The 16211-nt window shown below is 59.8% G+C and carries 13 protein-coding genes and 1 riboswitch; of the genes, 2 read left to right on the top strand and 11 right to left on the bottom strand.

Translation table 11 applies throughout. From position 1 onward, the window contains the following. The first annotated feature begins 241 nt into the window (after positions 1–241). Positions 242–327: riboswitch (cyclic di-GMP riboswitch) on the top strand. Positions 328–377: 50 nt separating this feature from the next. After that, positions 378–2567 carry an immunoglobulin-like domain-containing protein gene (locus G5253_RS16105; protein WP_266135497.1) on the top strand — a complete coding sequence of 730 codons (2190 nt, stop codon included), beginning with the start codon at positions 378–380 and terminating at the stop codon, positions 2565–2567. Between the two features lie 168 nt (positions 2568–2735). Further along, positions 2736–6242, top strand: a complete 3507-nt coding sequence (locus G5253_RS16100) for a hypothetical protein (protein ID WP_266135496.1) — start codon at positions 2736–2738, stop codon at positions 6240–6242. A gap of 83 nt (positions 6243–6325) precedes the next feature. On the opposite strand, the gene hemB is transcribed toward G5253_RS16100, so the two are convergent. The 11 genes from hemB to codB all read right to left on the bottom strand — a co-directional run bounded on the left by hemB (position 6326) and on the right by codB (position 15885). Beyond that, positions 6326–7342 carry a porphobilinogen synthase gene (gene hemB, locus G5253_RS16095; RefSeq protein WP_005357271.1) on the bottom strand — a complete coding sequence of 339 codons (1017 nt, stop codon included), beginning with the start codon at positions 7340–7342 and terminating at the stop codon, positions 6326–6328. 3 nt (positions 7343–7345) lie between these two features. Next, the gene (locus tag G5253_RS16090; protein WP_266135495.1) at positions 7346–8131 is read right to left on the bottom strand and encodes a TatD family hydrolase; all 786 of its coding nucleotides are present in this window, start codon (positions 8129–8131) and stop codon (positions 7346–7348) included. Between the two features lie 188 nt (positions 8132–8319). After that, entirely contained in the window at positions 8320–9075 is a 756-nt protein-coding gene (gene tatC, locus G5253_RS16085) for a twin-arginine translocase subunit TatC (protein WP_040098487.1), read from the bottom strand. After that, positions 9072–9536 (bottom strand): Sec-independent protein translocase protein TatB, encoded by a 465-nt coding sequence (tatB, locus tag G5253_RS16080; RefSeq protein WP_421203730.1) that lies wholly within the window; start codon positions 9534–9536, stop codon positions 9072–9074. Before tatB ends, tatC begins: the two co-directional genes overlap by 4 nt. Before the next feature lie 3 nt (positions 9537–9539). Next, positions 9540–9791, bottom strand: coding sequence for a Sec-independent protein translocase subunit TatA (gene tatA / locus G5253_RS16075; RefSeq protein WP_005339385.1), 252 nt, complete (start codon positions 9789–9791; stop codon positions 9540–9542). Positions 9792–9833: 42 nt separating this feature from the next. After that, entirely contained in the window at positions 9834–11474 is a 1641-nt protein-coding gene (gene ubiB / locus G5253_RS16070; RefSeq protein ID WP_005339383.1) for a ubiquinone biosynthesis regulatory protein kinase UbiB, read from the bottom strand. Then, positions 11474–12082, bottom strand: coding sequence for a ubiquinone biosynthesis accessory factor UbiJ (locus G5253_RS16065; RefSeq protein ID WP_005339380.1), 609 nt, complete (start codon positions 12080–12082; stop codon positions 11474–11476). The genes ubiB and G5253_RS16065 overlap by 1 nt, the downstream gene beginning before the upstream one ends. 8 nt (positions 12083–12090) lie before the next feature. After that, entirely contained in the window at positions 12091–12843 is a 753-nt protein-coding gene (ubiE, locus tag G5253_RS16060) for a bifunctional demethylmenaquinone methyltransferase/2-methoxy-6-polyprenyl-1,4-benzoquinol methylase UbiE (RefSeq protein WP_005342396.1), read from the bottom strand. 65 nt (positions 12844–12908) lie between these two features. Beyond that, positions 12909–13286 (bottom strand): fluoride efflux transporter CrcB, encoded by a 378-nt coding sequence (crcB, locus tag G5253_RS16055; protein WP_005339378.1) that lies wholly within the window; start codon positions 13284–13286, stop codon positions 12909–12911. 95 nt (positions 13287–13381) lie between these two features. After that, positions 13382–14647, bottom strand: a complete 1266-nt coding sequence (locus G5253_RS16050; RefSeq protein WP_266135493.1) for a cytosine deaminase — start codon at positions 14645–14647, stop codon at positions 13382–13384. Next, entirely contained in the window at positions 14641–15885 is a 1245-nt protein-coding gene (gene codB, locus G5253_RS16045) for a cytosine permease (protein ID WP_421203728.1), read from the bottom strand. Before codB ends, G5253_RS16050 begins: the two co-directional genes overlap by 7 nt. Positions 15886–16211: the final 326 nt, after the last annotated feature.

The following is a 16211-nucleotide window of genomic DNA, read 5'->3' as shown; positions in this document are numbered from 1 at the left end:
TTTTTGGCTCTTACCGCTACTTTAAAGGGGCAACAAGTCGCCATTTACCGACGCCACCGCTGCTTGCCAGGCACTGTAATGGTCAATCAGGGGTACTGACTGAATGTGGGCGGCGTAACAAATTATCAATATATTTCAGTTAATTAGAATCAAAACCAACTATTGATTAATTTATTTTCAAGCATCTATCATAGGCAGCCTGCCATGCAGGTCACTTGATTCTCTGTGCTGCACAGAAATCGGGTGAAAAAGGCAAAGTGACCCGAAAGGGCGCGACGCAAAGCCACCGGTCTAAGGGAAAACACCTATGACAGCGGGGCTGCCCCCGGGGACGTCCGGTCACAACCGACGCCCTATTTGCACCGTACGGAGAGACAATGAACAAACTCAAATTATCCCTGCTTGGCTGCCTGCTCGGCATGGGCCCCCCCATGGCATATGCCGCCAGTGCCGGTCAGGCGATGGTCAACCCCCAGTCCGGCGTAGTGGTCGGCTACTGGCACAACTGGTGTGACGGCTCGGGCTACAAGGGCGGTATCGCCCCCTGCGTCAAGCTCGATCAGGTCAACCCGCAATACAACGTGGTCGATGTCTCCTTCATGAAGGTCTATGGCAGCGATCCCATCCCCACCTTCAAACTCGACCCGGCCATCGGCATGAGCGAAAGCCAGTTTATCGAGCAGATCGCCGAGCTGAACCGTCAGGGCCGTGCCGTGCTGCTGGCGCTGGGCGGTGCCGATGCACACATCGAGCTGCGCAAGGGTCAGGAGCAGGCCTTTGCCGACGAGATCATCCGTCTGGTGGAGACCTACGGCTTCGACGGGCTGGATATCGATCTGGAACAGGCCGCCATCACCGCCGCCGACAACCAGACCGTGATCCCGGCAGCCCTGCGTCTGGTCAAGGATCACTACCGCGCCCAGGGGAAAAACTTCCTCATCACCATGGCGCCGGAGTTCCCCTATCTGACCCAGACTGGCGCCTACATCCCCTATATCCGCAATCTGGAAGGGTACTACGACTGGATCAACCCCCAGTTCTACAACCAGGGTGGCGACGGTATCTACATCGATGGCATCGGCTGGATTGCCCAGAACAACGATGCCCTGAAAGAAGAGTTCATCTACTACATGGCGGATTCGCTGAGCAACGGTACCCGCGGCTTCTACAAGATCCCCCATGACAAGCTGGTGTTCGGTATTCCGACCAACATTGACGCCGCAGCCACTGGCTATGTGCAGGATCCGCAGAAGCTCTACAACGCCTTCAACCGCCTGAAGAGCGAGGGGCAACCGCTGCGTGGCGTGATGACCTGGTCCATCAACTGGGACATGGGCCGCAACGCCGCCGGTCAGTCCTACAACGAATCCTTCATAAAGAGCTACGGCCCCTTCATCCACGATCAGGAGATCACGCCCCCGGTCGACAACGGCAAGCCGGTGTTCAGCGGCCTGAGCGATACCCGCATCAAGCAGGGTACTGCCTTTGATCCGCTGGCCGGGGTCAGCGCCAACGACAAGGAAGATGGCGACCTGACTGGCCAGATCCAGGTGGAAGGATCGGTAGACAGCCAGCGCATCGGCCTCTACCCCCTCACCTACAAGGTGAGCGATCGCGACAACAACGTCACCGAGCAGGTACGCACCATCGAGGTCTACAGCATGAAGCCGGTGTTCAGCGGTGTCACCGACACCACGCTGGAACTGGGTACCGCTTTCGATCCGATGACCGGCGTCAGCGCCCATGATGAAGAAGATGGCGACCTGACCGCCCAAATCAAGGTCAGCGGCAACGTCGACAGCAGCAAGGTCGGCCGCTACACCCTCACCTATCAGGTGAGCGACAGCGCCGGTCAGCAGGTAACCCAGCAGCGCAACGTGACTGTCAGGGAGCAGGGCGCCGTCTGTGAAAACAGCTGGGATGCCAAGAAGGTCTACGTGGGCGGCGACATCGTCAGCCACAACGGCAAGAACTGGCTGGCTGGCTGGTGGACCCAGAACGAAGAGCCGGGCACCACGGGTGACTGGGGCGTCTGGCGCGTACAGGGCGACAGCGACTGCGGCGGCACAACGCCACCCGCCGAAGGCAGCAGCGACTTCACCGTCAGCGCCATGGCGAGCGAGTACACCATAGTCAACGGTCAGGTCAGCATCCGTTTCAACGTGACCACCGCCAACCCGGTACAGATCACCGCGACTCTGGAGCAGAGCGGCCGCAACCACGGTACCACCAGCAGCCAGGTGAACGGCACCAGCACCCTGGTACTGCAGGGCAGCAATGTCACCGATGGCAGCTACGACGTTGTGATCACCGGTCTGGCAGATGGCCAACAGCCGGTGGTGCAGCGCTTCCAAGTTGCGCTGACCGAAGAGAGCAACGGCGGTAGCGAAGGTGACTACCCGGCCTACGCCCCCAACACCAGCTATCAGGCCGGTGATCGGGTCAGCAATGCCGGTGGCAACTACGAGTGCAAACCCTGGCCGTACAGCGGCTGGTGTGGCGGCTCGACCAGCCACTATGCGCCGGGTACCGGCAGCGCCTGGAGCGATGCCTGGATCAAGCTCTGACCTTTCCCCAACCACTAACGGGGGCCGACAGGCCCCCGCCCATATCTTGCCCGTCGGCCACGCTGCCGATGGGCAGGATGCACTGACCCGGACGGGTTAGCCCCTCTCTTTTACATGCTTGCCAACCACCCAAAAACATCCAACAACAACCAAGATAAGGAAATCACCATGCCAAGAACCACCAAGCTTGCCACCCTGCTCGGTCTGCTGCTGTCGGCCCATGTTGTGGCCGATGAGCGCGAACAAGCCTATTTCAAACAAACCTATCAGGAGCACTACGAACAGATGACGGCGCGCCTCGCCGCGCTGCATCAGAGTGCGGCTGACGAGCAGAACGTGATCATCAAGGATGGCAAGCGCCACCTTGCCATCAACGGCCTGCTCTACCCGCTGACGGCGGATAACCACATCCTGTTCGATCTGCCCAAACCCCACTTTTTCGACGAAACAGCCATTCGTAACGTCTTTGATTTCTTCGATGAGGAGTGGGAGCTGACCTGGTACGACGGTGGGGTCGTTGCGGTCAACAAGCGCTTTGGCAACTATGACTACGGCAACGGCTGTCTGCTGGAGTACTTCCCCCACGGCCAGATCCAGAATGGCGAACGCACCCGTGTGGTGATGGAGACCAGCTCCTGCAGCGTCAACTCGTTTGCCACCTCGCTGCAATATCTGGACAAAGGCGAGGAGCTGACGGCCGACCAGCTGGGGCTGGACGCCAGCCTGATCACGGCGGTCGAGCGCTATCAGGATCGGCTCTATGTCAGCCAGAACGGCAATCCGGGCCATGTGGCCATTATCGATATCCCGAGCCGCCAGCAGATTGGCGAGATCCGCGGCACCGCAACCGGCAGTGCTACGGCCTACAACCAGATCAGCGAACTGTTTGTCCGCAACAACAAGCTCTACGTGGTCTCGCGCTACTCGCACCGGGTCGATATCTTCGATCTGGCCGATGAACATCGCCATGTCACCACCCTGGGAACCGGTCGGGATTCCGGCAGCAACAGCCTGCACCGCGCCCAGGCCGTCTTTGCCAATCAGGATTACGTGCTGGTGGCCGATGCGCTGAGCGAGATCAAGGTCTACCGCCAGCAGGATGTGACGCCGGAGAACAGCCTCAAGACCCCCATCGCCGGTCGGCTCGCCTTTGAAGGAAAATACAGCCACCGTCTGGTGCAACTCCATCAGGTGGGTGACTATCTCCTGGCCCACACCGCAGGCAAAAACTACTACATCTATGACCTGCGCAAACTGGCTGATGCCATCGCCAGCAACACCCCGCTGGCGCCTGAGCAGGTGATCGCAGACAGCAATCTGCAAAAAATCGACATGGATGGCGATCGGCTGGTGGTGAACTTCAAGGACCGCATCGAGTGGCATGATGCCGATACCCTGATCGCCAACGACTTTCAGTTCAAGAACCCGACCTTTACTGTCCGAGAGATCAACCAGCAGCCCGTGGCGGCGCTGAAAGATCTCCAGCTGGCGGGCTCGGCGCTTGTCACCGCCAACGAACGCGGCCTGGGTTTCAACCAGCTACTGAGCAAGGAGATCAGCTTCACGGCCGACGAGCAGTTGCCGGCTCGCCCGCTGATCTTCGATCAGCTGATGCCGACCGCAGTCAGCTACATACTGCGCAATGACGAACCCTACGAGGTACTGATCGATCGCGCCCAGCGTTCGGTCAACATCAATTCGCTGGTCAAGACTGAGCTGCTTGATAACGACACGGTGCGCATTACCAACTATGCCGCCAGAGAGCTGCATGACATCAATATCGAGTCACGCCTGAACGGTATCAACAAGTGGCTGATCCTGGGCCAGCTCGATCGCCTGCCCGCCTATGCCCAAATCACCCTGCCACTGAGCGCCTTTGGCGAGCAGGGACGCTTCAACAGCGCCAGCCGCGACGGAGTGTTTGATCTCAACAACCTGCTCGACAACAGCATCAATCTGCCTGCCCAGTTCGAGCACAGGTTCAGCTCCAACTCGGATCCGTTTGCCCAGAAGCTGGCACGCCTCAAGCCAAGCTGGAACGTGCGCTTCGCCACCAACACCAGCGGCTCCTGGCGCCCCATCAATGCCCTCTACGCCCGCGAGTGGCTGATCATCGCCACCAACCTGGCCTACATGGTCTCGACCGAGGAGTTCAAACACGTCTGGTACAACTTCAAGGCGGTGAACGGCTACGAGATGTTCGGCAATGGCGGCAACAGCTATGTGCCGAACGGGATCTTTACGGCAGCCGATTATGACTACTACTACCACAGCCTGATGAAGCGCCCCTACCTCAACCTGGGGATCACCGCCATGGGGGGCGGGCTGGGGAGTGGTGGCATCACCGGGGTCGATACCTTTAACTTTGTCAGCCACTACTACGGCAGTTGGGGCATCATTGCCCACGAATTTGGCCACGGCTTCGATGGGAAGTCCTACAGCCATGAGAGCGCGTTTGCCCGTGGCAGCCACGGCTGGCATCCGCTGATGACGGGCATAGCCAACTACCATATCCGCAAGGGCGACCTACCCTATCTGGACGATGATCTCAACGGCTTCCACAAGCCAGAAAACGACATCTATCGCTACAACTCGGTCAGTCAGGGGGCTCGCAAGCACCGCGCTGACAGCCACATGTACTATACCGACCACTACTTCATGCAATTCTCCACCATGCCGCAAGGCTGGGTAGCCAACGGCAGCGACTTCAGTGTTGGGCAGCTGGCGGCCCTGAACAATCAGGAGCGACTGCTGATGGGCTGGATCCCCAAGGAGTCGGAAAAAGGCAATCTCTGCCGGTTCACCTTCCAGGATGGCGAGCAGTATTACGGCTACGTCGAACAGCAGGCTGATGGTCTGCTCTGTGATGCCGGATCCCTGATCCGCTATCGTCAGCCCGATGGCCAGTTTGTGCCGCTGGTCTCGGCCATCAACCAGTTTGACTGGCTGTCACTCCACCACAAGGGCAAGCTGGATCAGCCAGTGCTGCACCAGAATGGTCGCCAGCTCTGCTACAAGAATGTGGCGGGCTTTTACGGTATCGGCTTCGTCAATGACAACAAACAGTGCACCCAGTTGCCCAACGTCTATCAGACCAATGGCAAGCACTGGCTGACCAGCTCCGGCTGGACCGGTCTGACCTACCTGAGCGGAGACTTCATTCTGCCCACTACCGGTAGCAGCAGTGACTTCACCGTCACCGATCTGGCGGCCGAATATCTCATCGTCAACGGCACGCTCGACTTCAGCCTGACGCTGACCACCGCCAACCCGGTGACCGTCACCGCGACCCTGTTGCAGGATGGCAATCCGGTCGCCACCGGCAGCGCCCTGATCGATGGTCAGGGTTCCCTGCAGCTGACGCAGCCGGGCCTTGCGGCCGGCAGTTACGAGCTGCTGCTGGCGGGCATGGCTGAGGGGAGCAAGCAGGGCTTCGAGCGCCGCTTCACCCTGGCATTGGTGGAACAGGCTCCGGGTGGTGACAGTGACGGTGGTAACGGCAGCTACCCGGCCTATGTTGCGGGCACCGCTTATCAGAGTGGCGAACGGGTCAGCAATGCCGGTGGCAACTACGAGTGCAAACCCTGGCCCTACAGTGGCTGGTGTGGCGGTTCGACCAGCCACTATGCACCGGGTACCGGCAGCCACTGGAGCGATGCCTGGATCAAGCTGTAATCATCCGCTCGTGACCAAAAGAGAGCCATAACGACAGAGGGGGAGCCATCGGCTCCCCCTCTCGTTTATCTCTTCAACCCGGCTTAACGGGCATCTTCTTTCAGCCACTGCGCCACGCGCTTGGCGAAATAGGTGAGGATGCCATCGGCCCCGGCCCGCTTGAAGCAGAGCAGGGACTCCATGATGGTCTCCTTCTCTTTCAGCCAGCCGTTCTGGATCGCCGCCATGTGCATGGCGTACTCGCCGCTGACCTGATAGGCGAAAGTCGGCACGCCGAACTGATCCTTCACCTGACGAACCACGTCCAGATAGGGCATGCCCGGCTTGACCATCACGCTGTCGGCCCCTTCCTGAATATCCAGCGCCACTTCGTGCAGGGCTTCGTTACTGTTGGCCGGATCCATCTGATAGGTGGCCTTGTTGCTCTTGCCGAGGTTGCCGGCAGAGCCAACCGCATCACGGAACGGGCCGTAGTAGCAGGAAGCGTACTTGGCGGAGTAGGCCATGATCTGGGTGTTGATGAAGCCGTTCTCTTCCAGTGCCGCGCGGATGGCGCCGATGCGGCCATCCATCATGTCGGACGGCGCGACTATATCGACCCCGGCTTCGGCGTGGGAGAGCGCCTGCTTGATCAGGATCTCGGTGGTGATGTCGTTCAGCACATAGCCTTCATCATCGATGATGCCGTCCTGCCCGTGGGTGGTGAACGGGTCGAGTGCCACGTCGGTGATGACCCCCAGCTCCGGGAAGCGGGCCTTGAGGGCACGCACGGTGCGCTGGGCCAGCCCGTTCGGGTTGTAGGCCTCTTCCGCCATCAGGCTCTTGCTCTCCAGCGGGGTCACCGGGAACAGGGCAATGGCAGGCACGCCCAGCTCCACCAGTTCAGCGGCTTCCTCCAGCAGCAGATCGATGGAGAGACGCTCTACCCCCGGCATGGAGGGAACGGCTTCCCGACGGTTCTCCCCCTCCAGCACGAACACCGGATAGATGAGATCGTTGACGGTCAGTACGTTCTCGCGCACCAGACGACGGCTGAAATCATGTTTGCGCAGACGGCGCAGGCGGCGGCCCGGAAAGGCGCCCGGAAGAGTTGTAGCCATGAATCACTCCTGGAGAGGAAGTTGGAAGAACGCGGCGGAGGTGGCCCGGGTGTGGGCCAGCAAGGCCTCGGGCGCTTCACCACGACAGGCCGCCACCACCTGGGCGATGTGCGGCAAAAAAGCGGGTTCGTTGCGTTTCGGGCGCGGTTTCAGATCCCGCGGCACCAGATAGGGGGCATCGGTCTCGATCATCAGCCGACCGGCCGGAATGCGAGCCACCTGTTCGCGCAGCAGCTGGCCGCGGCGCTCATCGCAGAGCCAGCCGGTCACCCCGATATGCAGCCCCAGCGCCAGACACTCGTCCAGCTCCTCATCGGAGCCGGTGAAGCAGTGCAGCACGGCTCCCGGCAGTTTCGGCAACCAGGGACGGAGGATCTCGATAAAACGGGCGTGCGCATCGCGACAGTGAAGGAACACCGGCATCCCGAGTTCGGCGGCCAGCGCCAGCTGGGCGTCGAATACCGCATCCTGCACCGGGCGGGGGGAGAAGTCGCGGTTGTAGTCGAGGCCGCACTCGCCGATGGCCACCACCTGCGGCAGTGCCGCCAGCTCGCGCAAGGCGGGCAGGGTCGCCTCATCGACACTCTTGGCATCGTGAGGATGCACCCCGGCGGTAGAGAAGCAGTAGCCCGGCCAGCGGGCGGCCAACTCTGCGCTCTCGCGGCTGCCAGTCAGATCGGTACCGGTGAGGATCAGCGCCTCCACTCCGGCGGCACGGGCACGGGCCACCAGCTCAGGCTGTTCACCGGCGAACTGGCTGCTGGTCAGGTTTAAACCGATATCGATCATGGAATGAGACGTTCCGAACAAAAGGAATACATATCAGGTATTTGAAAACCATCTACCGAATGGGGTCTTACCATACGCCTCGAACGGGAGCATGAAAAGAGGAAGGGAGCCTCAGCTCCCCTCGTTCTGCTATTCCTGCGGACTTCGTCATCCTCTCACCGTCTGGCAAACAGGTGACGAACAGAGCCTCAGCTCTCCACATCCGGTTGTTCCTGTTGCTCTTCATCCTCTTTCTTCACGTAGAAGCGGGCGAAGAACAGACCTATCTCCCACAGCGCCCACATCGGGATGGCAAGCAGGGTCTGGGAGAAGACATCAGGCGGTGTCAGCAACATGCCGACCACAAACACCCCGACGATGACGTAGGGACGTTTCTCCTTCAGGTTTTGCGGTGTGGTCACGCCGGTCCAGCAGAGCAGTATGGTGGCCACCGGAATTTCGAACGCCACCCCGAATGCGAAGAACAGGGTCAGTACGAAGTCCAGATAACTGGCGATGTCGGTCGCCACCGTCACCCCGGCGGGTGCGGTACTGGTGAAGAAACCGAACACCAGCGGGAACACCACGTAGTAGGCGAACGCCATCCCCGCATAGAACAACAGGGCACTGGAGACCACCAACGGCATGATCAGCCGCCGTTCATGCTGGTACAGACCCGGGGCGATAAAGGCCCAGGCCTGATAGAGCAGATAGGGGATCGCCACGAAGAAGGAGACCACCAGGGTCAGCTTGATCGGCGTCAGGAAGGGGGTCGCCACATCCGTCGCGATCATGCTGGTCCCTTCCGGCAACTGGCTGAGCAGCGGCTGGGCCACGAAGTCGTAGATGTTGTTGGAGAAGTAGATCAGCGCCAGAAACACCACGAGGATGGCGGTAATGGAGCGCAGCAAACGGGTTCTCAGCTCAACCAGATGGCTGATCAGGGGTTGTTCGGCCTGACTCATGGCTTCACCTCCCCTTTTACTGCGGAGTCGCTGACCGGCACCGGCTCGCTCTCCCGCTGGCTGTTGACCGGCGGCACGTCGTGGCTCAGCTGCACCACAGGCTCCACCGGCGTGACAGGCTCAGCCTGGGCGACCGGCTCGGGGCGCGGCGGACGGATCTCGTTCTCCACCTGATAGGGGCGATTGACCGACTGGGCCGCCGCTTTAAGCTGTTCGATGGACTCCTGCAGCTCGGGGCTCAGGTTGCTCATCTGCAACTGTTCGGCCTTCTTGAGGTCGTTATGCAGCTCTTGCAACTTGAGCTCCTGCTCCAGCTCGGACTTGACCGAGTTCGCGGTCGAACGAATGAGGCGGATCCAGTGGGTAGCCGTGCGGATGGCAACCGGCAGCCGCTCGGGCCCCAGTACCACCAGTGCTACCACACCGATAACGACCAGCTCCCAAAAACCGATATCGAACATGGCTTAGGCCTGGTCTTTGTCTTTCTGCTTGGCGGTCTCACTGCTCTGAGTGGCCGCTTCGTTCAGCTGTTTCGGGGGAAACTCGGCATCTTTCTGCTCGGCCTTGGCATCAGCCGGCTCGTCGGAGAGGGCTTTCTTGAACCCTTTGACCGCCGCGCCCAGATCACCGCCAATGCCGCGCAGTTTCTTGGTACCGAACAGCAGCACGACGATGACTGCAATGATCAACAATTGCCAAATACTGATACCACCCATGATTTTCTCTCCAGAACAGGCGCCTGACGGCGCGGTTGTTGATTAATGGGAACGGGTTCGCAACCAGCCGACCAGCCAGCAGAGGGCTGCACCGGCGAGACTGGCTTGTCCCCACTCAATGTGTTGTTTTTGGGTCAGCAAGAATACACCCGCCAATAGCAGGCTGGCTCCAACCCCTAAGAGGTAGCGGGCCTGCCCCTGCCGACGGCTGTGACGGCGGAACTCGGCAAACATCTGGTCGAAATGACGCTGCTGATGACGGGTCTGGCGCAGGGTCTCATAGACCAACTCCGGCAGCTCCGGCAGCTTCTCCGCCCAGAATGGCGCCTTCTCCTTGATAGCGTTCAATACCGACTTGGGCCCGACCTGTTCGTGCATCCAGTTTTCGAGGAACGGCTTGGCGGTCTGCCACAAATCGAGCTGCGGGTAGAGCTGACGCCCCAACCCTTCCACATAGAGCAGGGTCTTTTGCAGCAGCACCAACTGCGGCTGCACCGTCATATGGAAGCGACGCGCGGTGTTGAACAGGTTGAGCAGCACGTGACCGAACGAGATCTCGGAGAGCGGCTTCTCGAAGATGGGCTCCAGCACGGTGCGGATGGCGAACTCGAACTCGTCCACCTTGGTGTCTGCCGGTACCCAGCCCGACTCCACGTGCAGCTCTGCCACCCGACGATAGTCGCGGTTGAAGAAGGCGAGGAAGTTCTCAGCCAGATAGCGTTTATCTTCCCGATTGAGGGTACCGACGATGCCGCAGTCGATGCCGATCCAGAGCGGGTTTTCCGGGTGTTCGTAAGAGACGAAGATGTTGCCCGGGTGCATATCGGCGTGGAAAAAGCTGTCGCGGAACACCTGAGTGAAGAAGACCTCTACCCCGCGCTCGGCCAGCAGCTTCATGTTGGTGCCGTTGGCTTCCAGCGCCGGGATATCGGAGACCGGAATACCGTAGATGCGCTCCATCACCAGCACCTGCTCGCGGCAGAGATCGGTGATGATTTCAGGCACATAGAGCGCCTCGGAGCCGGTGAAGTTGCGGCGTAGCTGGATGGCGTTGGCCGCCTCGCGCATCAAATTCAGCTCGTCGAGGATGGTCTTGCGATACTCCTCCACCACCTCGATGGGGCGCAGCCGCGCGCTCTGGGGCACGAAGCGGGCCACCAGACGGGCCAGCGCCTGCATCAGTCGCAGGTCGGCCTCGATGACTGGCTCGATATCGGGGCGGATCACCTTGATGACGATCTCGCGGCCACTCTCCTTCAGGCGGGCGGTATGCACCTGGGCGATGGAGGCCGACGCCAGCGGCGTCTCGTCGAAGTCGTCAAACAGGGTTTCGATGGGACAACCCAGGCTCAGCTCGATCTGCTGGCGCGCCGCCTGACCACAGAAGGGGGGCACCCTGTCCTGCAGCAGGGCCAGCTCTTCGGCGATATCCGGCGGCAGCAGGTCTCGGCGGGTCGAGAGCATCTGGCCAAACTTGATGAAGATGGGGCCAAGGGCCTCGAAGGCGAGGCGAATGCGGGCACCGCGGCTGAGATCCGGTTGCTTGTTCTTGAGCCAGAACAGGGAGCGACGGGCCAGACGACCCGGCCAGGGTTGATAGCGGGCGGGCACCAGTTCGTCGATGCCCTGCTCCAGCAGGATGGTGATGATGCGATAGAGGCGTTTGAACTCCTTCGGGGTCATCAGGTCACCTGCTGTTCGAAGCGGGCCAGCCGCAGTTCGACGGCCTTGAGCTGCTGGGCCAGCACCTCGACGTCATCGTTGAAACTCGCCACCTCCAGCGGACCGGGGGCGAGGCGGGCCTCTTCGGTCAGATATTCCGCCAGCTGGCTGCGGGTGCGGCACAGCTCGCGACCGACCAGACGACGCGCCTGACGGGCACCGCTGAACAGGGTGTGGGCCAGCACGTCGCCGGTATAGCGCGACAGCTCCTCCTCCCAGTCGATATCCAGCTCACCCAGCAGCACGCTGAATGCCTGTACCAGCTGGGGATCACCGCTCAGATCCAGCTTCTCCTCGCGGATATAGCGGGTCAGGGCGGACGGGTCTTTCAGCAGACCGAGGGCGGTCAGCGACAGGCTGAGCACCGCATCGGCCTCCCCTTCATGCTGGGCCAACACATCCAGCCGACGCTCGGAGAAGACAAACCAGAGCGGCTTGAGTTCACGCAGCTCCAGCTTGAGCACCTTGCCCACCAGTTTGCGCAGCCGCTCCGGGCTCTGTTTGTCCAGCGCCAGCAACTGGTTGAGGCTGGTTTCGATCACCGCGGTGACCATGGCATCCATCGGCATAGGCAACCTTAAAACTTGTAACCGCGGTGCAGGGCGACCACACCCTGAGTCAGATTGAAGTACTCCACCTGCTCGAACCCGACATTTTCCATCATGCCTGCCAGGGTCTGCTGATCCGGGTGCATGCGGATGGACTCTGCCAGATATTTGTAGCTTTCACTGTCATTCGCGACGATTTCGCCCATTTTCGGCAGCAGTTTGAAGGAGTAGAGGTCATAGAGCTTGGCGATCACTTCGCTGACCGGCTTGGAGAACTCCAGCACCAGCAGACGGCCACCCGGCTTGAGCACCCGGAACATGGAGGCGAGCGCCTTGTCCTTGTCGGTGACGTTGCGCAGGCCGAAGCCAATGGTGATGACGTCGAAGTGGTTATCCGGGAAGGGGAGAGCCTCGGCATTGGCCTGCACGTAGGAGACGTTGTTGGCGACTCCCAGATTGCGCAGCTTGTCGCGGCCCACTTTCAGCATGGAGTCGTTGATATCCGCCAGCACCACCTGACCGGTCTCGCCGACGATGCGGGAGAACTTGGCGGTCAAGTCACCGGTACCACCGGCCAGATCCAGCACCTTCTGGCCCTTGCGCACACCGGAACAGTCGATGGTGAAGCGCTTCCACAGGCGGTGGATGCCGAACGACATCAGATCGTTCATCAGATCATACTTGGCTGCCACCGAATGGAAGACACCTGCTACCAGAGTTTCCTTCTCGGTCGCGGCCACGGTTTTAAAGCCAAAATGCGTTGTCGTTGCTTGTTCTGACATCCCTTAAACACCCATAGAGCAAAGAATGGCCGCCAGTTTACCAGAGCCACTGGCGTCCGGACACCTTAAACCCGGCTCGCAACCAACTGCATGCCCAGCACCACCATGGCCAGACAGAGGAAGAGATTGAGACCGATATTGAGCAGCGCTTTCAGATAGGCCCCATGTTGAGCCAGCACTACCGTATCGAGGGCAAAGGAAGAGAAAGTAGTCAGGGCACCGAGGATCCCCACCATCAGCAGCGGCTTCATCGGGTGTTCTACCACATGACCATGACTGATGAGGGCGAATGCCACCCCCATGATGAAAGAGCCCACCACGTTGACCACCAGAGTCCCGTAAGGAAAGTGGCGCCCCAGCAGCAAGGCCATCAGTTCGGCAATCCCAAAACGAAGGCAGGCGCCGATGGCGCCCCCTGCAGCAACATAGAACCAGGTTTGCATGGTGTCACTCCCTCAGGGTCAGGCCGCCATTATGTCGCAATGGCGGCCCTTGTGCCCAGAGGCGGAACTAATCGACATCCAGCCTGATTGAAATCTCAGCGGCGAAAATCGATGGGCTCTGGCTGACCCAGCACGATTTCGGTCTGAGCCGGGCGGGTCTGGGCAATCACCTTGCCGTGGCGGATCGAGTAACGCACCGGCACCTGACGGCGCACCGCATCAAAGCCGCTCTCGGCGGGCAAGACCAACAGGTTGGCCGGTTTGCCCACCTCGATACCATAGCGATCCTGCACATTCAGGGTGCGGGCGCTGTGACTGCTGATCAGCTTCAGCCCATCGTTGATCTGCTCGTAGCCCATGATCTGGCAGACATGCAGCCCCATGTGCAGCACCTGCAACATGTTGGCGGTGCCCATGGGATACCAGGGATCGAACACGTCATCGTGACCGAAGCAGACGTTGATGTTCGCCTCCAGCATCTCCTTCACCCGGGTAATACCGCGGCGTTTGGGATAGGTATCGAACCGCCCCTGCAGGTGAATGTTCACCAGCGGATTGGCCACGAAGTTGATGTCTGCCATCTTGAGCAGCCGGAACAGGCGGGAAGCATAAGCGCCATTGTAGGAGTGCATGGCAGTGGTGTGGCTGGCCGTCACCCGATGGCCGATACCTCGCTCGTAGGCCAGGGTTGCCAACGTCTCGATAAAGCGGGACTGCTCGTCATCGATCTCGTCGCAGTGCACATCGACCAGAACCTGATACTTCTCAGCAAGATCGAAGATGTAGTGCAGACTTTCGACACCATATTCCCGGGTAAACTCGAAGTGGGGTATCGCGCCAATCACATCGGCACCCAGCTTGAGCGCCTCCTCCAGCAGTGCCTTACCGTTGGGGTAGGAGAGGATCCCCTCCTGCGGGAAGGCGACGATCTGCAGCTCCACCCACTCCTTCATCTCCTCCCGCACTTCCAGCATCGCCTTGAGCGCCACCAGATTGGGGTCGGAGACATCGACGTGAGTACGGACGAACTGGATGCCGTTAGCGATCTGCCACTTCAGCGTCTGGATGGCGCGCTGTTTCACATCCTCATGGGTCAACAGTGCCTTGCGCTCTGCCCAGCGCTCGATCCCCTCGAACAGGGTGCCGGAGAGATTCCAGCTCGGCTCGCCCGCCGTCTGGGTGGTATCGAGGTGAATGTGGGGTTCGATAAAGGGGGCAATCGCCAGACCGCCCTCCCCGTCCAGCACCCGACCGGCGACGGCATGCTCGTCATGGGGTTCGATGGCTGTGATGACCCCATCCTGACAGCGGATCTGCCACAACCCTGCCCGATCGGCCAAACGAATATGTTGAATCAGCATTTGTTAACTTCCTGTACCAGAACCGGCCGCTGGGTGAGGCGAACCAGAATGAAATAGGTGAAGGCGGCGCCCAATACCGCGTTGAGTGGCACTATGCCCGGCAGCCACTTGCCGACAGCCACCCCGACTGCCGTGGCGACCAGCGCCTGCCAGCGCACCGTCTCGAACTGCTGATCGGCAAACTTACGGTAACGCTCACGATTGAGTAGGAAATCCATGATGATAATGCCACCGATCGGCGGAATTGCCGTACTCAAAAAGGCCAGCCAGCCGACAAAATTGTTGTAAAGCCAGAGGGCGCAAGCCGTACCGATAAGGCCGTTGATCACGCTGAGCGGCTTGCTCTTGAGGCCGGTAATGTTGGCAAAACCGAGGCCGGAGGCATAGAGCGCGTTGTCGTTGGTGGTCCAGATATTGAGACCCAGCACCAGAATGGCGGGGATCAGTAGACCCTGCATCAACATCACTTCCGAGATATCGGCCTGCCCCGTTACCGCCGCACCAGCTGCACCGAAGACGAACATTAGCGTGTTGCCCAAAAAAAACGCCACCATGGTAATCATGACGGCACCCCAGGGTTTGCGACCAAATCGGACAAAGTCGGCGGTCAGGGTTCCTGCACTGATAAAGGAACCGACCACCATGGTCAGCGCCGTGGTGAACTCGATGGGATTGCTTGGTTGTACCTGCTGCAGTGCAGCCATGCCACCGGTCGAGCTCACAGCCAGCCAGACCGAGTAGCCACCGAGCAGTGCAATGGCCGGTACGGCCACAAAGCTCAGCACCATCAGAGCAGAGATCCCGAAGTAGACGGTCACCGTCATCAAAATGCCCGAAATGGCGATCAGCCAGTTCACATCTATGCCGGTCGCCTTCTGCACCGGCAGGGCAAACATCGCCACGCCCACGCCAAACCAGCCGACCTGAGTACCGCCCAGCAGCAGGGATGGCAGCCAGGAACCTTTGACGCCGAAGGAGTATCGCGCAAGCAGATGGGTAGAGAGACCGGTTGAAGCACCGATATAACCGAGACAGGCGGTATAGATCCCCAGCAACAGGTTGCCAATCAGTACCGCCTTGATGAAGTCATCGAACACCAGACCGGTACCAAGCGCACCACCGGTCCACATGCTGGCAGAGAAGAAGGTCAGGCCGAGCATCACCAGCATCAGCGACAGCACACCTTTGCGCCCTTTGGCGGGTACCGCCCCCAAACAGTATTCGTTATCCTGCGCCATGCTCTCTCTCCACGTAATAGGCAAAACGCGCCGGATTTTACATGTAAAACGTTTTACGTCAATCAATCATGGTTAAATATCTGGATAAAACCATCAATAGCAGCCAAATGAGTAACACATTAGGACTCAAATCAGCAGATAAACTGTATCGACTGCAAGCAGAGGGGGTTGCGGGAATAGGGAATGTAGGGGGATTAAGAAAACTGACAGATGCAAAAAAGCCTCCCTTTTCAGGGAGGCTTTCTATTTAATGGTGCTGATACCCAGAATCGAACTGGGGACCTCATCCTTACCAAGGATGCGCTCTACCGACTGAGCCATATCAG

This window comes from Aeromonas sp. 602658, from assembly GCF_049173005.1.
GTDB lineage: Bacteria > Pseudomonadota > Gammaproteobacteria > Enterobacterales > Aeromonadaceae > Aeromonas > Aeromonas veronii_A.
This window is presented reverse-complemented; position numbering and strand designations above follow the sequence as displayed.